This window comes from Bordetella genomosp. 7, assembly GCF_002261265.1.
Classification (GTDB): Bacteria; Pseudomonadota; Gammaproteobacteria; order Burkholderiales; family Burkholderiaceae_B; genus Bordetella_A.
Genome location: NZ_NEVK01000006.1, coordinates 1 through 19,660, shown reverse-complemented (window position 1 = coordinate 19,660; position 19,660 = coordinate 1). Strand labels below are relative to the sequence as shown.

11 protein-coding genes, 2 tRNA genes and 3 rRNA genes are annotated in these 19,660 nt (G+C 61.8%); 12 read left to right on the top strand and 4 right to left on the bottom strand.

Annotation, left to right across the window (positions count from 1 at the left end; translation table 11 throughout):
• Positions 1-66: 66 nt before the first annotated feature.
• Genes dnaE through CAL19_RS10965 form a run of 5 tightly spaced genes read left to right on the top strand, consistent with a single transcriptional unit; the run spans position 67 to position 7,361 of the window.
• On the top strand, positions 67-3,558 hold the full coding sequence (dnaE, locus tag CAL19_RS10985; protein WP_026638740.1) for a DNA polymerase III subunit alpha: 3,492 nt from the start codon (positions 67-69) through the stop codon (positions 3,556-3,558).
• The gene (locus CAL19_RS10980) at positions 3,558-4,658 is read left to right on the top strand and encodes a glycosyltransferase family 4 protein (RefSeq protein WP_094796786.1); all 1,101 of its coding nucleotides are present in this window, start codon (positions 3,558-3,560) and stop codon (positions 4,656-4,658) included. The genes dnaE and CAL19_RS10980 overlap by 1 nt, the downstream gene beginning before the upstream one ends.
• Positions 4,655-5,506 carry a polysaccharide deacetylase family protein gene (locus tag CAL19_RS10975; RefSeq protein ID WP_094796785.1) on the top strand — a complete coding sequence of 284 codons (852 nt, stop codon included), beginning with the start codon at positions 4,655-4,657 and terminating at the stop codon, positions 5,504-5,506. The genes CAL19_RS10980 and CAL19_RS10975 overlap by 4 nt, the downstream gene beginning before the upstream one ends.
• The gene (locus CAL19_RS10970) at positions 5,503-6,252 is read left to right on the top strand and encodes a glycosyltransferase family 2 protein (protein WP_094796784.1); all 750 of its coding nucleotides are present in this window, start codon (positions 5,503-5,505) and stop codon (positions 6,250-6,252) included. Before CAL19_RS10975 ends, CAL19_RS10970 begins: the two co-directional genes overlap by 4 nt.
• A complete protein-coding gene (locus CAL19_RS10965; protein WP_094796783.1) occupies positions 6,249-7,361 on the top strand; it encodes a glycosyltransferase in 1,113 nt (370 codons plus the stop codon). Before CAL19_RS10970 ends, CAL19_RS10965 begins: the two co-directional genes overlap by 4 nt.
• 21 nt (positions 7,362-7,382) lie before the next feature.
• Here the strand turns inward: CAL19_RS10965 and CAL19_RS10960 are convergent, their stop codons facing one another.
• Genes CAL19_RS10960 through CAL19_RS10950 form a run of 3 tightly spaced genes read right to left on the bottom strand, consistent with a single transcriptional unit; the run spans position 7,383 to position 9,407 of the window.
• Positions 7,383-7,664, bottom strand: a complete 282-nt coding sequence (locus CAL19_RS10960; protein ID WP_038852064.1) for a YkgJ family cysteine cluster protein — start codon at positions 7,662-7,664, stop codon at positions 7,383-7,385.
• Entirely contained in the window at positions 7,661-8,419 is a 759-nt protein-coding gene (locus CAL19_RS10955; protein WP_419670175.1) for a YdcF family protein, read from the bottom strand. Before CAL19_RS10955 ends, CAL19_RS10960 begins: the two co-directional genes overlap by 4 nt.
• Positions 8,420-8,438: 19 nt before the next feature.
• The gene (locus CAL19_RS10950) at positions 8,439-9,407 is read right to left on the bottom strand and encodes a glycosyltransferase family 9 protein (RefSeq protein WP_094796782.1); all 969 of its coding nucleotides are present in this window, start codon (positions 9,405-9,407) and stop codon (positions 8,439-8,441) included.
• A gap of 69 nt (positions 9,408-9,476) precedes the next feature.
• Here CAL19_RS10950 and msbA point away from each other — a divergent pair, with 69 nt between their 5' ends.
• Both msbA and CAL19_RS10940 read left to right on the top strand, forming a co-directional pair.
• A complete protein-coding gene (gene msbA / locus CAL19_RS10945; protein ID WP_094796781.1) occupies positions 9,477-11,252 on the top strand; it encodes a lipid A export permease/ATP-binding protein MsbA in 1,776 nt (591 codons plus the stop codon).
• Positions 11,253-11,414: 162 nt separating this feature from the next.
• The gene (locus CAL19_RS10940; RefSeq protein WP_026638732.1) at positions 11,415-12,140 is read left to right on the top strand and encodes a TerC family protein; all 726 of its coding nucleotides are present in this window, start codon (positions 11,415-11,417) and stop codon (positions 12,138-12,140) included.
• Positions 12,141-12,189: 49 nt separating this feature from the next.
• On the opposite strand, the gene rng is transcribed toward CAL19_RS10940, so the two are convergent.
• A complete protein-coding gene (gene rng / locus CAL19_RS10935; RefSeq protein ID WP_026638731.1) occupies positions 12,190-13,653 on the bottom strand; it encodes a ribonuclease G in 1,464 nt (487 codons plus the stop codon).
• Between the two features lie 567 nt (positions 13,654-14,220).
• Between rng and CAL19_RS10930 the strand changes: the two genes are divergently transcribed.
• The 5 genes from CAL19_RS10930 to rrf all read left to right on the top strand — a co-directional run bounded on the left by CAL19_RS10930 (position 14,221) and on the right by rrf (position 19,582).
• Positions 14,221-15,751, top strand: a 16S ribosomal RNA gene (locus tag CAL19_RS10930).
• Between the two features lie 139 nt (positions 15,752-15,890).
• Positions 15,891-15,967 (top strand) — tRNA-Ile (locus CAL19_RS10925).
• Positions 15,968-16,050: 83 nt separating this feature from the next.
• Positions 16,051-16,126, top strand: a tRNA-Ala gene (locus tag CAL19_RS10920).
• Positions 16,127-16,408: 282 nt separating this feature from the next.
• A 23S ribosomal RNA gene (locus CAL19_RS10915) occupies positions 16,409-19,295 on the top strand.
• Positions 19,296-19,468: 173 nt separating this feature from the next.
• Positions 19,469-19,582, top strand: a 5S ribosomal RNA gene (gene rrf / locus CAL19_RS10910).
• Together the 16S, 23S and 5S rRNA genes with 2 tRNA genes alongside form the textbook arrangement of a ribosomal RNA operon.
• Positions 19,583-19,660 lie beyond the last annotated feature (78 nt).

Sequence of the window (19,660 nt, the reverse complement as noted above, 5' to 3'; positions counted from 1 at the left end):
GCGACCCTGGCGCAAGCCGGGCAATAACTGCGTTGCCGGGCCGGCCGACTGGGTACAATTCCGGCCATGTCCGAAGCCGTCACTTCCTCGCCTGCCTTTGTCCACCTGCGCGTCCATTCCGAATTTTCGGTGGTGGACGGCATTGTCCGCATTCCCGACCTGATCAAGCGCGTGGCCAAGCTGGGCCAGCCTGCGGTCGCGCTGACCGACCTGTCCAATCTGTTTGGCCTGATCAAGTTCTACAAGGGCGCGCGGGGGGCGGGCATCAAGCCCATCGCCGGCTGCGATGTCTGGCTCACCAATGACGACGATCCCGACAAGCCCTATCGCCTGCTGTTGCTGGTGCGCAACCACGCGGGCTACCTGAGCCTGTGCGAATTGCTGACGCGCTCGTTCCTGGAAAACCAGGGCAGGGGCCGCCCCGAGATCCGCCGTGAATGGCTGCAGGGGCAGCAGGGGCTTATCGCGCTTTCGGGCGGCCGCGCCGGCGATATCGGCCATGCGCTTGAGGCCGGCAATGCGGTCACTGCGCTGTCGCTTGCCCGGCAATGGGGCCAGTTGTTTCCGGGCGCGTTCTATATCGAGTTGCAGCGCACCGGCGCCGATGGCGACGAGGCCTACACCCAGGCCGCCATGCGCCTGGCCGCCGAGGCCCGGCTGCCGGTGGTGGCCACGCATCCGGTGCAGTTCCTCGACGAATCCGAATTCCAGGCGCACGAGGCGCGAGTGTGTATCGCCCAGGGCGAGATCCTTGCCGATCCTCGACGGGTGCGCCGTTTCACGAAAGAGCAGTACCTGCTCAGCTCCGAAGAAATGGCGCGCCGCTTTGCCGACGTGCCTTCGGCCCTGGCCAATACGGTCGAGATCGCCAAGCGCTGCAACCTGACCTTGGTGCTGGGCAAGCCCCGCCTGCCCAACTTCCCGACGCCCGACGGCGTTTCGCTGGACGACTATCTCGTGCAGCTTTCTGAACAGGGGCTCGAAAAGCGGCTGAGCTTCCTCTTTCCGGACGATGCCGAGCGCGACGCCAAGCGTGCCCAGTACTACGAACGCCTGCGCTGGGAATGCAAAACCATCATCCAGATGGGTTTTCCGGGCTACTTCCTGATCGTTCAGGACTTCATCAACTGGGGAAAGCAGAACGGCGTTCCCGTCGGTCCGGGCCGCGGTTCCGGCGCGGGTTCGCTCGTGGCCTATGCGCTGGGGATCACGGATCTGGACCCCATCCGCTATGACTTGCTGTTCGAGCGATTCCTGAACCCCGAACGGGTGTCGATGCCCGACTTCGATATTGACTTCTGCCAGGACAACCGCGAGCGGGTCATCGACTACGTCAAGATGAAATACGGCCGCGAGGCCGTCAGCCAGATCGCCACGTTCGGCACCCTGGGCGCCAAGGCGGTGGTGCGCGACGCGGGGCGTGTGCTCGACATGCCGTATCTGTTCTGCGACGGCCTGTCCAAGCTGATCCCGTTCAACCCGGCCGATCCCTGGTCGCTCGACCGCACGCTCAAAGACGAGCCCGCATTCAAAGAGCGCTACGATCAAGAAGAAGAGGTCCGCGCCCTGGTCGACCTGGCGCGCCCCCTCGAAGGCCTGACCCGCAATATCGGCATGCACGCGGGCGGAGTGCTGATCGCGCCGGGCAAGCTGACGGATTTCTGCCCGCTGTACTGCCAGCCGGGGCAGGAAAACAGCGCGGTCTCCCAGTTCGATAAAGACGACGTCGAAGCGGCGGGCCTGGTCAAGTTCGACTTCCTGGGGCTGCGCAACCTTACGATTCTTGACTGGGCCGTGCGCTACGTGCGCCAGTTCAACGAAAGCAAGCGCGATTTCGACATCATGGCGCTGTCGCTGGATGACCCGGCAGCCTACAAGGTGCTGTGCGATGCGAACACCACCGCGGTGTTCCAGCTCGAATCGCGCGGCATGAAAGAACTGCTCAAGAAACTGCGCCCCAACACTTTCGAAGACATCATCGCCATGCTGGCGCTGTACCGTCCCGGCCCGCTCGAGTCCGGCATGGTCGACGACTTCGTCAATCGCAAGCATGGCCGCGCCGCCGTCGATTACTTCCATCCCGACCTGGAGCCGACCCTCAAGAGCACGTACGGGGTCATCGTGTACCAAGAGCAGGTGATGTTGATCTCGCAGATCATCGGCGGCTATTCGCTGGGCGGCGCCGACCTGCTGCGTCGTGCCATGGGCAAGAAAAAGCCCGAAGAAATGGCCAAGCATCGCGAGCTCTTTCAGCAGGGCGCCAAAGAAAAGGGCCATGATCCGGATCTGGCGGTCAAGCTCTTTGACCTGATGGAGAAATTCGCGGGCTACGGCTTTAACAAATCGCACTCGGCAGCATACGCGCTCATCGCATACCAGACCGCCTGGCTGAAGGCGTACCATCCCGCCGAGTTCCTCGCCGCCACGATCTCGTCCGATATGGACGACACCGACAAGGTCCAGGTGTTCTGCCGCGACGCGCAGGACAACGGCGTGGTGGTGCTGCCCCCGGACGTCAATACGTCGGGGTACCGCTTCGAGCCGGTGGCCGACGAATACACCCGACAAGGCAAGCCGCCGCGCACCATGCGCTATGGCCTGGGTGCGGTCAAGGGCACAGGGCAGGGCGCCGTCGAAGAAATACTGCGTGCCCGCGAAGCGGGCGGCCCGTTTGCCAACCTGTTCGACTTCTGCCGCAGGGTCAACAAGCATGCAGTGAACCGCCGTACGATCGAGGCCCTGATCAAGGCGGGCGCGTTCGACAGCATCGAGCCCAACCGCGCGGCCATGCTGGCTTCGGTGGGCACGGCGATGGAAGCGGCGGAGCAGGCCGCACGCAGCGCCAACCAGGTGTCCTTGTTCGGCGACGACAGCGGCGACGTGGTGGCCGGCGAACTCAGCAAAGTGGCCCCCTGGAACCTGCACGCCAAGCTCACCGAAGAAAAGACGGCGCTGGGATTCTATTTCAGCGGGCATTTGTTCGACCACTGGCGAGATGAAGTCCGGCGCATCGTTCCCACTCAGCTCGCGCGCATTGAACCGCAGCGCGACCTGCAGTGGATGTGCGGCGTGCTGGCCGGCGTGCGCACCATGATGACCAGGCGCGGCAAAATGGTTTTCGCTGTGCTCGATGACGGCACCGCCCAGCTCGAGATCTCCGTCTTCAACGAGTTGTACGAAAAGCATCGCTCTCGCCTGCGCGAAGACCAATTGATCATTGTGCAGGGCAAGGTCAGCAACGACGAATACTCTGGCGGCATGCGCATCGTCGCAGAGCAGTTGTACGACCTGCAGCTGGCGCGCGAGGCGCGAGCCAAGTCGCTGCGCGTCAGGCTCAACGGCCAGGCCGACGCCGGCAAGCTGCGGCAGTTGCTCAACCCGTTCCGCGCCGAACCGGAAAATGGCGTTCCCGGCGTGCCCGTCGACATCGTCTACCAGCGCGATAATTTCCAATGCACGGTCCGCCTGGGCGAAGAATGGCGCGTGCGCATGGCCGATGCGCTGCTCGAAAATCTGTCCGCCTGGGTCAAACCCGATGGCGTCGAGGTCACTTACTGATGCAGCCTTTGCGCATTCTCCATACCGAGGCCGCCGTCGCATTCGGCGGGCAGGAACATCGCATCTTCAAAGAGATGCACGCCATGCGCGCGCGCGGGCATCATCTCGAGGCCGTGTGCCAGCCTCACGCGCAACTGGTGCCCCGCCTGCGCGAAGCCGGGTTCACAGTGCACACCCTGCCCATGGGCGGGCTGGCCAACTACCTGAAGGGCGTCGCGGCGATGCAGCGCATCCTGCGCGCCGGGCGCTACGACGTCATCAATACGCACAGCCGCATCGACACCCTTATCGCCGGCACGGCCGGCAGGCTCGTCGGCGCCCCGCTGATCGTGCGCACGCGGCACCTGGCAAGCAAAGTGGGCTCGATGCTGTCGTACACGTGGCTGCCGCACCGCGTGACCACCGTCAGCGATTACGTGCGCCGCTATCTCATCAGCCGCGGCGTGCCTGCCGAGCACACCGCCACGCTGTATTCGCCGGTGGTCCTGCCGCCGCCCGTCGAGCATTCCACCTTGCGCGGCGAACTCGGCCTCGGCGCCGACGACATCGTCGTGGGATGCGTTGCGGTCATGCGGGCGGCCAAGGGCCACAAAGATCTCATCGATGCCATCCGCCCGCTGATGGCCGAACGCGGCAACTTGCACACGGTGTTCGTCGGCTCGGGTTCGCCCACTTTCGAGCAAACCCAGGCCTATGTGCACGAACTCGGCCTGCAGGACCGCATCCATCTGATGGGCACGCGGCGCGACGTTCCCAACTTGCTGGCAGGTTTCGACATATTTGCCCTGGCTACCCAGCAAGAGGCCTCGGGCACCGTATACGTCGAGGCGCAGGCCGCAGGGCTGCCCGTCATCGGCACTAACGTAGGCGGTGTGCCCGAAATGATGCGCGACGGCATTACCGGCATCCTGGTGCCCGTCAAAGACCGGGATGCCCTCGAAGCCGCGTTGCGGCGTCTCGTCGACGATCCGCAATTGCGCCGTACGATGGGCGAGGCAGGGCGGCGCATGGTCTGGGAAGAAGGGGTTTTTTCGCCGGCGCGCCTGGCCCAGAATACCGAGGCCGTCTACCGTAAATGGCTGGCCGAAAGGCAATCATGAATAACGCCCCGAATATCCCGGTACTCATGTACCACCACGTCACGCCCTCGGGCGGCATGATTGCCGTCACGCCCCAGGTCTTCGAACAGCAGATCGCAGGCCTGGCCCGCGCGGGCTACACCTCGCTCGGAACCGCCCAGCTCGCAGAGTTCCTGGCGGGCGGGCGCGTGCCGGAAAAATCCGTGCTCATCACGTTCGATGATGGCTATCTCAATAACTGGACGTACGCACATCCGGTGCTGCAGCGTTATGGCATGAAGGCGGTGTTGTTCCTCGTCACCGGCTGGGCGGGCGACGGCCCGGTGCGCCCGCACGCGGGGCAGGCCGGCCCATTGCCCGCGTCGCCCGATCACCACGCAACCAAGCAGCTCATTGCCGAGGGCCGCGCCGACGAAGTCATCGTGCGCTGGAGCGAGGCGCAGGCCATGCTGGCCGCCGGAACCTTCGAAATCCATTCTCACACCCACACCCATACGCGTTGGGACAAGCAGTGCGGCCCCGACGTGGCGGCCAAGCGCGAGCACATCGCGCGTGAACTCGCCGATTCGCGCGCCGCGCTGGCGCAGCGCCTGGGGCAGGCAAGCGATCATCTATGCTGGCCGCAGGGGTATTTCGACGCAGACTATGTGCAGGCTGCCCGCCAGGCGGGCTTCAGGCACCTGTACACCACCGACGCGCTGGGCCAGAACGTGCCCGGCGCCGATCCCGAGCATATCTATCGTTTCGCCGTGCGCAACCTCGGGGGCGGATGGCTCAACCGCCGCATCTGGCTGTCGCGCCATCCGATGTGGGGCCCTCGCTACCACGCCTGGAAAGCCTGGAAACGGCGCATGAGGAACCGTCCATGACGCTGTCAGTCATCATCATCACCAAGAACGAGGCCGCCCACATCCTGGGCTGCCTCGAATCCGTGGCGTTTGCCGACGAGTTCATCGTGGTCGACTCGGGCAGCACCGACAACACCGTCGAGCTGGCCCGCGACTTCGGCGCGCGCGTGCATGTCACGCCCGATTGGCCGGGGTTCGGCCCCCAGAAAAATCGCGCGCTGGATCTCGCAACGGGCGACTGGGTATTGTCTATCGATGCCGACGAACGCGTCACGCCGGAACTGGCCCGCGAGATACAGGCCGCGATCGCGGCGCCGCAGGCCGATGCCTATGAAATCGCCCGGCTGTCCGACTTTTGTGGTCGCCTTATCCGCCACAGCGGCTGGTGGCCCGACTACGTGTTGCGGCTGTTCAAGCGCGGCACGGCCCGGTTCACCGACGCTGCGGTGCACGAACGCGTGGTGCCCGAGCGGCCTGCGTTGAAGTTGCAGGGGCATTTCCTGCATTACCCGTATCCCGATCTCGACGCGCTGATCAACAAGGTCAACCGGTATTCATCGGACGCCGCCGCCATGATGCACGCCCGCGGCAAGCGTGCCACGGTATTCAGTGCGCTTGGGCACGGATTCTGGACCTTCGTGCGCATCTACCTGATCCGGCGCGGATTTCTCGACGGACGCCACGGTCTTGTGCTGGCCGTGACGGCGGCCGCCGGCAGCTTCTTCCGCTATGCCAAGCTCAGTTTCCTGTCCGACGCGCGCAAGTGAAAATCCTCTACACCAACTTCCACCCGCGCAATGGCGGAGGCCATGCCACGTACATTACCGGCCTGGCCCGGGCGTTGGCAGGCGGCCATGAGGTTACCGTGGCCACACCCGGAACCAGCCGCCTGTATCGCTACGCAGGGGCTATTGCGGGAGTGCGCACGGTGGACATGCGTTTTTCCACGCGACCTGCGTCGTGGTTCGGGGAAAGGGCCGCGCTGCGCCGGCTGATTCGCCGGCATGCCTATGACATCATCCACGTCAATGGGTCTGCGGACCACAAGCAGGTGATGCTGGCCTTGGCGGGGTTGCGCGAGCGGCCGCGCGTAGTGTTCACCAAGCACAACGACCACCCGCTGGATACCCTGGGGCACCGTCTGCGTGCGCGCCTGGCCACCGATCGCGTGATCGCCGTCAGCGACTACGTGCATGGGCTGCTCGACCAATCTCCCTATGGCCGCCTGCCCATCCACACGATCAGGCATGGCATCGATACCGATTACTTCGCGCCGCAGTCCGAACAAACCTTGGACGCGTTGCGCGGCCGGTACTTCGGCCCGGGTTGGCAAGGCCACTTGCTATTGGGCAGCGCCGGCGGTACCGACTACGACAAGGGCTGGCTCGATCTGGTCGAGGCGGCCGCAAGCCTGCCGGACGAACAACGCCGGCGCATACGCATCCTCGTGGCCGGCGACCCGCCCAACGAGGCCAAGCTGGCGCGCGTGCGCGCGGCGGGCATGCAGGACCTGCTGGTATTTCCCGGTCTGCTCGACGATGTGCGGGATGCTCTGGCCTGCTGCCATGCCGGATTCGTGCTCTCTTACCGCGAGGCCTTGTCGTACGCCTGCCGCGAATTGATGTCGCTGGGACTGCCCGCGCTGGTCTCCGACGCCGGCGGCCTTCCCGAAAACGTCACCCGTGGGGTCGATGGCTGGATCGTGCCGGTGCGTGATGTGCGCGCCATTGCGGCGGTGTTACAGGGCATGCTGCACGACCCCGGACAGCTGCCAGTCATGGGAGCAGCGGCGCGGACCAAGGCCCTGAACGACTTCAATATGCGTGATTTCACCGAGGCGACGCTGGACGTCTACCGCAAGGCGCTGGAGGCCTGATGCGGGGTACCGCCGCGCCGCTCACCCCGCGGGGGCGGTGACGGCTTCCAGCCTGGTCAGCCACGCAATGGCGTCTGCGCGTGTGTCGCCGCACATCTCGGCCTGCGGCTGCAGACCGCCGCAGAAGGCGGGGCGCGTGGGCTGCCCGAACAGCGCGCAGCGCATGTCAGGCAACAGTTGCACGCACGGCATGCCGGCTGGCTTGCCGTCGGGCATGCCCGGAATGGGCGAGGTAATCGACGGCGCAATACAGCAGGCGCCGCAGCCCGGCCGGCACGCCAACGGGGCTGCCTGGCCGCTCATACCCAGCCTCTCAGCCAATACACCAGCAGGCCGGCGTATTCCTTGATGATCGAGCGGCTGGCCTCCAGCGTACGCATGTGCGGCATCCAGGGTTGTACGGACCCATCGGCCGGAAGCACGATCTGCGGCGGGGTCGACGCGGGAATGGCCGATACGCCCAGCTTGGAAAACGCCGCCATGGCCCGTGGCATGTGCAGGGCCGACGTAACCAGCAAGATGTTGTTGAAGCCGTGTTCCTTCAGTTCCTCTTCGGTCAACATCGCGTTTTCGTAAGTCGTGCGGCTGGCGTTCTCCAGAAGCAGGGCTTCTTCCGGCACCCCTTGCTGCTTCATCAGGAACGCCATGCCGCGCGCTTCGCTGACGTCGCCTTCCAGTGCGCCGCCGGACAGCACCACGCGCGGCGCGCGGTCTGCCTTATACAGCTCGATTGCCGTGTCCACGCGTACCACGGCGGTTTCCTTGTCGTAGGGAAGGAACCAGTTGGCGCGTCCGTTGGCCGTGTTGCCGCCCAACACCACGATGGCATCCGCGGTAGGCAGTTCCTGGGGCGGCCTGTGCGGATAGCGCGATTCCAGCGATCCGCCCAGCCACAGCGATGTGGCCGGCAGCGACCAGGCCAATACCCACGCCAGTCCTGCCGCGGCCAGGGCGGCTCCGGTGCGGCGCATCCGGAACAGGCCCAGCACCAGGCCCAGGACGACCAGCGTCACACACAGATTCTGGGGAATGATCAGGTTGGCCAGGTAGTTTGTCATCATCAAATCAGTAAGGCGGTCACGAAGCCCGGTCAAGCAACGCGCAGGCTTCGCGTTCGACCTCGGCGGGGTGGGGCCAGTTCCGTTCCGACCCCATGCATACGGCGCGCGGCGTCCAGGGGCCGGTGCGTGCCGGGTTGGTGACGCCAAACAGCGTCAATTGGCGGGCGCCGGCCGCGGCCGCCACATGCGATACCCCCGAATCATTGCACACGACCAGGGCGGCGCGGGCGGTCAGCGCGGCAAAGGCGCCCAGGGGCACGGCCGGCAGCAGTTGGGCGGTGGGAGCATTGCGCCGGGCCTCTTCGACCTCTGCCGGGGGCGGGCACATGACCACCGTATGGCCGCGCGCCTGCAACGCCCGGGTAAGGGTGTCGAATCCGGGCCAGACCTTTACCTTGCCTTTGTGCAGGCCCGTGGCCGTAGGCGCGATCAGAACGAACGGGTTGTCGGCCAGCCGGGCGTCGCGCAGCAGTGTGTCGGCGGCCTGCCGGTGCGCCGCGGTCAAGGGCAGCCCCAGTTCGGGATCGGGTTGTTCCGGGCCGGCCGGCAGGCCCCAGCGCTGCAGCGCGGCGCGGGTCAGGTAGTGCCAGGACTGCACCGCGTGCAGGCCGGCATCCGGCTTGGCAATGGGCCAGCGTAACAGCAGGCTGCGGCCATCGTCGCGGTATCCCGCGGCCGGCACGCCGGCCAGCCGGAACACGGCTGCGCTGGACAGCGAGTCGGGCAGGGCCAGGCCGCGCGGGCGTGCCCCGGTTCCCAGGCTGCGGCGGTGTCGGCGCACCGCGCCGGCGTCTTCCCACAGCCGCCCCTGCATGGCGATGAAGTCCTGCCGCTTCAGGCCATCGAGCAGATCGCGAGCCCAGGGCCGCGCGCAGAGCACCAGCGGCAATCCGGTTTCCTGCAGCCGCGCCAGACTGGGCAGGCTCATGCACACGTCACCCACCCAATTGGGCAGTCTTACATAAAGGCAGGAGATTTCGGGCATGGGCAAAGTCGGTGGTATGGCGGTCGAACGGTACAATCCGGGCACAATTGTATTAAAGCGAGTCGCCCCTTGAATTCTGCTGCACGTCACGCACCCGCCGGCTCCGATCCGGTCAAGGCCGTACTCTGGAAGCGCATCTACAGCCGCGTCGGTTCGTACTGGAAGGGTCTGGCGCTTGCCATCCTGCTCATGGCAGGCGCTGCCGCCACCCAGCCCACTTTGGCTGTCATCATGAAACCGCTGCTCGACGACGGTTTTACCGGCGCCAAGCCATATTATGTCTGGGCATTGCCGCTGGCGGTCATCGGCCTTATCTTCGTGCGCGGGGTGTGCAACTTCTTCAGCGATTATCTGCTGGCCTGGGTGGCCAACAACGTGCTGCTGGGCATACGGCGCGACATGTTCGACCGCCTGCTGGGCCTGCCCGACGCCCATTTCAAGCGCGGGGACACGGGCCGGCTGCTCAACCGCTTCACGATCGACGCCGGTAACGTTACCGGATACGCCACCGACGTCATCACGGTGCTGGTCCGCGAAACGCTGGTCGTCATCGCGCTGCTTGGCGTGTTGTTGTACATGTCGTGGCAGCTGACGGTGATCATCCTTGTCATGCTGCCGGTGTCGGTCCTGATCGCACGGGCATTCATCCGCCGCCTGCGGCGCATCAACCGCGAAACCGTCAACATGAACGCCGAGCTTACCCGGGTGGCCAGCGAAGGCATCAACGGCCAGCGGGTCATCAAGCTGTTCGACGGGTACGATGCCGAACGCGGACGTTTCGCCTTCGTCAATGCCCGCCTGCGCCGCTTTGCCATGCGCACCGCCACGGCCGACGCGGCCATGACGCCGCTCACCCAGGTGTGCATTTCGATCTCGGTGGGGGCCATTATCGCGGTCGCGCTCAGCCAGGCCAACAGCGGCACGCTCACGGTGGGCAGCTTTGCCTCGTTCATGGCCGCGCTGGCCCAGATCTTCGACCCCATCAAGCGCCTGACCAACCTTGCGGGCAAGATGCAGAAAATGCTGGTCGCGGCCGAAAGCGTCTTCACGCTGGTCGACCAGGAACCCGAAGTCGACGCCGGTACCCGCACCCTTCCCGAGCCGGTACGTGGCAAGATCGAGTTCCGCGCCGTCACGCAACGCTTCGCCGATGCGGATCGCGACACCGTCAGCCAGGTGTCCTTCCAGGTCGAGCCGGGCCAGACGGTCGCCCTGGTAGGGCGATCCGGCAGTGGCAAGACCACCCTGGTAAACATGCTGCCGCGCTTCGTGGTTCCCGACGCGGGCACCATTCTCGTCGACGACGTACCCATCGATCAGCTCACCTTGCGCAGCCTGCGCTCGCACTTGTCGCTGGTCAGCCAGGATGTCGTGCTGTTTGACGACACCATCGCCGCAAACGTCGGCTACGGCGCGCTTGGCCAGGCCAGCGAAGCGCAGATCCGCGACGCCTTGGCCGCGGCCAACCTGCTCGATTTCGTCGAAAGCCTGCCGCAGGGCATGCACACGCTCGTCGGCGAAAACGCAGCCCGCCTGTCGGGCGGCCAACGGCAGCGGCTCGCCATTGCACGTGCGCTCATCAAGAACGCGCCCATTCTTATCCTGGACGAAGCCACATCGGCGCTGGACAACGAGTCCGAGCGGCAGGTGCAGGCGTCGCTCGAACGCCTGATGCGCGGCCGCACCACCCTGGTTATCGCGCATCGCTTGTCCACGGTACAGAACGCCGACCGCATCATCGTCCTCGATGCGGGCAAGATCGTCGAGCAGGGGCCGCACGAGCAGCTCCTGGCGGCCGGCGGCCTGTACGCGTCGCTGTACAACATGCAGTTTCGCGACGACTGATAACGCCGGCCCCCGATCCGGCATTATCCCTGCTCGCATTGCCGGCATTGGCTCATCTGCCGGGCCGCTTTTATAGAATGGTCTGGTTGGTCCATTCCTGAGGACTTCCCCGCGACTCTGCTGTCGGCCGCGCTGCAAGCCCCGCGCTAACCGGACACGCCGATGCCAGAGTTGTTCGCCACGCTCCATTGGGGCGTCGTCTTCCAGATCATCCTTGTCGATATCCTGCTGGGTGGCGACAACGCAGTCGTCATCGCCCTGGCGTGCCGCGGCCTGGCGCCCGCCAGGCGCATGCACGGCATTCTGTGGGGCACCGCCGGCGCCATCGTCTTGCGGGTGGCCCTCATCAGCTTTGCGCTGGTATTGCTGGATGTGCCATTCCTGAAAATCATCGGCTGCGCGCTCTTGCTATGGATCGGCATCAAGTTGATGCTGCCCGGCGCCGATCAGCATGACGGCATAGCCAGCACGGCCTCGGTAATGGCGGCGGTAAAAACCATCATCCTGGCCGACTTCGCCATGAGCCTGGATAACGTCATCGCGATCGCAGGCGCCGCCCAGAATGCCCATGTCGGGCATCAGATGTTCTATGTGATATTCGGCCTGCTGGTCAGCGTGCCCATCATCGTCTGGGGCAGCACCCTGGTGCTCAGGCTGATGGACCGCTTTCCCCTCATGGTGACCCTGGGCGCCGGCTTGCTGGGGTGGATCGCCGGCGGAATGCTCGTTAGCGACGTCTACGTCGTCGAACGCCTGGGCTCTCCCACGCCTGTGGCGAAGCTGGCTGCCGAGCTGACGGGCGCCCTGGTGGTCATTGTGCTGGGCCGGCGGATCGCGGCGTGGCGTCGAGCGGGCCAGGAGCAACAGGGCGGTTCCGCCCTGCGGTAGGCCCCTGGGCCGCGCGCACGGGCGCACTACCCCGGCATTCGCGCCGCGCTCAAATCAGGATGATGTCGTACTGTTCCTGCGAGTACGCGGTTTCCACTTCCAGCGACACCGGTTTGCCGATGAAATCTCCCAGCATCGCCAGATGTTGGCTTTCTTCTTCCAGGAACAAGTCCACCACGCCTTGCGAGGCCAGGATACGGAACTCGCGCGGGTTGAACTGGCGCGCCTCGCGCAGTATTTCGCGCAGAATCTCATAGCAGACCGTGCGGGCCGTGCGCACCGTGCCGCGCGCCTCGCACATGGGGCAGGGCTCGCACAGCTGGTGTGCCAGTGAGTCCCGCGTACGCTTGCGGGTCATTTCCACCAGGCCCAACTGGGTAAACCCGTTGACCGTCATGCGGGTGCGGTCGCGCGACAAGGCCTTTTTCAGTTCGGCCAGCACGGTTTCACGGTGGTCCGGGTCCTCCATGTCGATGAAGTCCAGGATCACGATGCCGCCCAGATTGCGAAGCCTCAATTGCCGGGCAATGGCCTGCGCCGCCTCCAGGTTGGTCTTGAAGATGGTGTCGTCGAAGTTTCGCCCGCCCACGAAGCCGCCCGTGTTCACGTCTACAGTGGTAAGCGCTTCGGTCTGGTCGACGATCAGGTATCCGCCCGACTTCAGGTCCACGCGCCGGGACAGCGCGCGCGCGATCTCTTCGTCGACGTTGGCAGTATCGAACAGCGGACGCTCGCCGCTGTAATGCTGGATGCGGTCGGCCACCGACGGCGTATACACGCGTGCCCATTCGATAAGGGCGGAAGTGGTGGTACGCGAATCGACCTGTATGACGCCGGTATGTGCGCCCACCATGTCGCGCAGCACGCGCTGCGCCAGGGTCAGGTCCTGGTGCAGCAGCGCGGGGGCGGGCTGGCTGCGCGCGGCCGCCTGCACGCGGCCCCATAGTTTGCGCAGGTATTCCAGGTCTGCGCTCAGCTCTTCATCGGTGGCGCCCTCGGCCTGCGTGCGCACAATCAGGCCGCCTTTCTCGTCCTCGGGAATCAGCGCCTGCAGGCGCTCGCGCAACTGCGCGCGTTCGGATTCGGACTCGATCTTCTGCGAAATGCCGATGTGGGGGTCATGCGGAAGGTAAACCAGCATGCGCCCGGCGATGCTGATCTGCGTCGACAGGCGCGCGCCCTTGGTCCCCAGGGGGTCCTTGATCACCTGCACCATCAAGGTCTGGCCTTCGAACAGCAGCTTCTCGATCGCCGTGGGCGTCAGCCCCTGGGAGCGCTCGCCGCGGTTCTCGCGCAGGTCGGCAATATGGATGAAAGCGGCGCGCTCCAGGCCTATGTCGATAAAGGCGCTCTGCATTCCGGGCAGCACGCGCACCACCCGTCCAAGGTAGATATTCCCGACGTGGCCTCGTTGAATGCTGCGCTCGACGTGGAGCTCCTGAACCGCGCCTTGCTCCACCAGCGCGACCCGCGTTTCGAAGGGGGTGACATTGATCAGGATATCTTCACTCATGGGCAAGGGTAGCGTCGTGGTCCAGCACGCATAGTAAACGGTGGCCCGGCCCAGGCAAGCCCCACAGCCGGGCGCTCGGTGCGCGCAAAGCAGCGGTTTGCCCTGGGCCAGCAAGGTCCAAAAAATTCGTGTATAGTTTCGTTCTTTCGGGGTTCGCGACACGCAGCACCGGAAGGCGGCGGTAAGCCCGGTCAAATTTGCAGAAACGGCAATTTGACAGCCTTCAAAAAAGGCTTCATAATCTCGTTTCTGTGCTGATCGAACAGCACCGCAGTGGCAGTACCTGTTCTTTAACAACGAAACAACCGATAAGTGTGGGCGCTTGATGATGCGGGCCACGGGGTTCTGATCGGGTATGTGGGTATCGGGCGCAAGCTCGGTGCGGCATGCCGGGTTGGGGCTCTTTAAGCCACAGAGATATATCAGGCGCTCACCAGAAGTGAAGTACCAAGAATGTCAGGCGGCCGTGCCTTGTGCATGGCCAACACATTTAAGGAACCTCATTTTCTTTGAGCGAAGTGCTGCGAGTCCTGTCATGGGGCAAGCGGTGCGACAACTACAGAGATTGAACTGAAGAGTTTGATCCTGGCTCAGATTGAACGCTAGCGGGATGCTTTACACATGCAAGTCGAACGGCAGCGCGGACTTCGGTCTGGCGGCGAGTGGCGAACGGGTGAGTAATGTATCGGAACGTGCCCAGTAGCGGGGGATAACTACGCGAAAGCGTGGCTAATACCGCATACGCCCTACGGGGGAAAGCGGGGGACCTTCGGGCCTCGCACTATTGGAGCGGCCGATATCGGATTAGCTAGTTGGTGGGGTAAAGGCCTACCAAGGCAACGATCCGTAGCTGGTTTGAGAGGACGACCAGCCACACTGGGACTGAGACACGGCCCAGACTCCTACGGGAGGCAGCAGTGGGGAATTTTGGACAATGGGGGCAACCCTGATCCAGCCATCCCGCGTGTGCGATGAAGGCCTTCGGGTTGTAAAGCACTTTTGGCAGGAAAGAAACGGCTCTGGCTAATATCTGGAGCAACTGACGGTACCTGCAGAATAAGCACCGGCTAACTACGTGCCAGCAGCCGCGGTAATACGTAGGGTGCAAGCGTTAATCGGAATTACTGGGCGTAAAGCGTGCGCAGGCGGTTCGGAAAGAAAGATGTGAAATCCCAGGGCTTAACCTTGGAACTGCATTTTTAACTACCGGGCTAGAGTGTGTCAGAGGGAGGTGGAATTCCGCGTGTAGCAGTGAAATGCGTAGATATGCGGAGGAACACCGATGGCGAAGGCAGCCTCCTGGGATAACACTGACGCTCATGCACGAAAGCGTGGGGAGCAAACAGGATTAGATACCCTGGTAGTCCACGCCCTAAACGATGTCAACTAGCTGTTGGGGACTTCGGTCCTTGGTAGCGCAGCTAACGCGTGAAGTTGACCGCCTGGGGAGTACGGTCGCAAGATTAAAACTCAAAGGAATTGACGGGGACCCGCACAAGCGGTGGATGATGTGGATTAATTCGATGCAACGCGAAAAACCTTACCTACCCTTGACATGTCTGGAATGCCGAAGAGATTTGGCAGTGCTCGCAAGAGAACCGGAACACAGGTGCTGCATGGCTGTCGTCAGCTCGTGTCGTGAGATGTTGGGTTAAGTCCCGCAACGAGCGCAACCCTTGTCATTAGTTGCTACGAAAGGGCACTCTAATGAGACTGCCGGTGACAAACCGGAGGAAGGTGGGGATGACGTCAAGTCCTCATGGCCCTTATGGGTAGGGCTTCACACGTCATACAATGGTCGGGACAGAGGGCTGCCAACCCGCAAGGGGGAGCCAATCCCAGAAACCCGATCGTAGTCCGGATCGCAGTCTGCAACTCGACTGCGTGAAGTCGGAATCGCTAGTAATCGCGGATCAGCATGTCGCGGTGAATACGTTCCCGGGTCTTGTACACACCGCCCGTCACACCATGGGAGTGGGTTTTACCAGAAGTAGTTAGCCTAACCGCAAGGGGGGCGATTACCACGGTAGGATTCATGACTGGGGTGAAGTCGTAACAAGGTAGCCGTATCGGAAGGTGCGGCTGGATCACCTCCTTTAAGAGCGAGTGAGTCCGTGTTGTCAGAGCGTCCACGCTTATCGGTTGTTTGTATGTGTAGCTGGGATCGGTTGTGGGCGTAGGTAGAGGGGGACACCTCCCTGTGCCGCAATCCTGACTGCTGATCCGAAGAGGTTTTTGGGTCTGTAGCTCAGTCGGTTAGAGCACCGTCTTGATAAGGCGGGGGTCGTTGGTTCGAATCCAACCAGACCCACCAGGTTGCCGGGGTTGGCCAGCGTTACGGGTGTTTGCATGGTGGGTTTGTGCAAGGGCGCGTGGTGCGGTCGGTTTCGTGTGATTGGGGGTGTAGCTCAGCTGGGAGAGCGCCTGCTTTGCAAGCAGGATGTCATCGGTTCGATCCCGTTCACCTCCACCATTGATTTGTAGAAGTCAGTGCATAGGGTTGGTAGCCAGTCTTATGCATTGGGTTTTACCCAATGAAGCTATACATTGTTCTTTAACAATTAGGAAGAAGCACAACGAAATTGTGCACATGAAGTAGTTGGCCGCCAGGCTGATGAACATGTGCACGGGTTGTGATTGCATTAGATTGTTCCAAGTTCTCAAGGTTTTGGTTGCAAGACCAGAACGGCTTTGAAACTTATGAACGGCACAAACGCGAAACATATCAGCGTCCTATAAGACGGTAGTGTTATAGGATCAAGCGACTAAGTGCATATGGTGGATGCCTTGGCGATCACAGGCGAAGAAGGACGTGGTAGCCTGCGAAAAGCTGCGGGGAGCTGGCAAACAAGCTTTGATCCGCAGATGTCCGAATGGGGAAACCCACTGCAGCGATGCAGTATCCCTGGCTGAATACATAGGCCAGTGGAGGCGAACCGGGTGAACTGAAACATCTCAGTAGCTCGAGGAAAAGACATCAACCGAGATTCCGAGAGTAGTGGCGAGCGAAATCGGAAGAGCCTTTACGATTTAGCAGATCAGGTAGTCGAACGGAATGGAAAGTCCGGCCGTAGCAGGTGATAGCCCTGTAGACGAAATCTGGTTTGTGGAACTAGGCGTAAGAGAAGTAGGGCGGGACACGTGAAATCCTGTCTGAAGATGGGGGGACCATCCTCCAAGGCTAAATACTCGTGATCGACCGATAGTGAACCAGTACCGTGAGGGAAAGGCGAAAAGAACCCCGGAAGGGGAGTGAAATAGATCCTGAAACCGTATGCATACAAACAGTCGGAGCCTCTTTATGGGGTGACGGCGTACCTTTTGTATAATGGGTCAGCGACTTACATTCAGTGGCGAGCTTAACCGGATAGGGAAGGCGTAGCGAAAGCGAGTCCGAATAGGGCGATTCAGTCGCTGGGTGTAGACCCGAAACCAGATGATCTACCCATGGCCAGGTTGAAGGCACGGTAACACGTGCTGGAGGACCGAACCCACTAGTGTTGAAAAACTAGGGGATGAGCTGTGGATAGGGGTGAAAGGCTAAACAAATCTGGAAATAGCTGGTTCTCTCCGAAAACTATTTAGGTAGTGCCTCAAGTATGACTGCGGGGGGTAGAGCACTGTTATGGCTAGGGGGTCATGGCGACTTACCAAACCATGGCAAACTCCGAATACCCGCAAGTCCAGCTTGGGAGACAGAGCACCGGGTGCTAACGTCCGGACTCAAGAGGGAAACAACCCAGACCGCCAGCTAAGGTCCCAAATTATCGCTAAGTGGGAAACGAAGTGGGAAGGCATAGACAGTCAGGAGGTTGGCTTAGAAGCAGCCATCCTTTAAAGAAAGCGTAATAGCTCACTGATCGAGTCGTCCTGCGCGGAAGATGTAACGGGGCTCAAGCGATAAACCGAAGCTGCGGGTGTGCACTTTAGAGTGCACGCGGTAGGAGAGCGTTCTGTAAGCCTGCGAAGGTGGCTTGTAAAGGCTGCTGGAGGTATCAGAAGTGCGAATGCTGACATGAGTAGCGATAAAGGGGGTGAAAAGCCCCCTCGCCGTAAGTCCAAGGTTTCCTGCGCAACGTTCATCGGCGCAGGGTGAGTCGGCCCCTAAGGCGAGGCAGAGATGCGTAGCTGATGGGAAGCGGGTTAATATTCCCGCACCGTCGTACAGTGCGATGGGGGGACGGATCGCGGAATGTCATCAGGGTGTTGGATGTCCCTGTTGCTGCATTGGAGAAGGCGCTTAGGCAAATCCGGGCGCGTAATTCAAGGGTGTGGCACGAGGTCCCAAGTGGACCGAAGTGATTGGAAGTGGTTCCAAGAAAAGCCTCTAAGCTTCAGCTGTACGAGACCGTACCGCAAACCGACACAGGTGGACGGGATGAATATTCCAAGGCGCTTGAGAGAACTCAGGAGAAGGAACTCGGCAAATTGATACCGTAACTTCGGGAGAAGGTATGCCCCGTTAGGGTGATGCGCTTGCGCGCAGAGCTTGAAGGGGCCGCAGAGAATCGGTGGCTGCGACTGTTTATTAAAAACACAGCACTCTGCCAAGACGAAAGTCGACGTATAGGGTGTGACGCCTGCCCGGTGCCGGAAGGTTAAGTGATGGGGTGCAAGCTCTTGATCGAAGCCCCGGTAAACGGCGGCCGTAACTATAACGGTCCTAAGGTAGCGAAATTCCTTGTCGGGTAAGTTCCGACCTGCACGAATGGCGTAACGATGGCCACACTGTCTCCTCCTGAGACTCAGCGAAGTTGAAATGTTTGTGATGATGCAATCTACCCGCGGCTAGACGGAAAGACCCCATGAACCTTTACTGTAGCTTTGCATTGGACTGTGAACCGGCCTGTGTAGGATAGGTGGGAGGCGCAGAAACCGAGTCGCCAGATTCGGTGGAGCCGTCCTTGAAATACCACCCTGGTTTGTTTGCGGTTCTAACCTTGGTCCGTTATCCGGATTGGGGACAGTGCATGGTAGGCAGTTTGACTGGGGCGGTCTCCTCCCAAAGCGTAACGGAGGAGTTCGAAGGTACGCTAGGTACGGTCGGAAATCGTGCTGATAGTGCAATGGCATAAGCGTGCTTGACTGTGAGACTGACAAGTCGAACAGGTGCGAAAGCAGGACATAGTGATCCGGTGGTTCTGAATGGAAGGGCCATCGCTCAACGGATAAAAGGTACTCTGGGGATAACAGGCTGATACCGCCCAAGAGTTCATATCGACGGCGGTGTTTGGCACCTCGATGTCGGCTCATCTCATCCTGGGGCTGTAGCCGGTCCCAAGGGTATGGCTGTTCGCCATTTAAAGAGGTACGTGAGCTGGGTTTAAAACGTCGTGAGACAGTTTGGTCCCTATCTGCCGTGGGCGTTGGATACTTGACGGAGCCTGCTCCTAGTACGAGAGGACCGGAGTGGACGTACCTCTGGTGTACCGGTTGTCATGCCAATGGCATTGCCGGGTAGCTAAGTACGGAAGAGATAACCGCTGAAGGCATCTAAGCGGGAAACTCGTCTGAAGATTAGGTATCCCGGGGACTTGATCCCCCTGAAGGGTCGTTCGAGACCAGAACGTTGATAGGTCGGGTGTGGAAGCGCAGCAATGCGTTGAGCTAACCGATACTAATTGCCCGTGCGGCTTGATCCTATAACTCTGCGGGTTTTATAGACCTGATATGACACATAGCGAACAAGTGCCGTTCAATCAATAAATACCTTCACAATCGCTGGCCAGGCCGAAACGCCTGTCGCCCAGCTCGATGTGCTTCTTCCCAATTGCGGTGCCCGAGACCCTAAACCTCGTGCACCCTAGCGCTTACGCTTGACGACCATAGCAAGGTGGACCCACTCCTTCCCATCCCGAACAGGACAGTGAAACGCCTTCGCGCCGATGATAGTGGACTTCCCGTCTGTGAAAGTAGGTCATCGTCAGGCTCTTATCCCTCAAAACCCCAGCACATACAACGTGCTGGGGTTTTGTCTTTGAAACACGCAAAATTACAATGCATACGC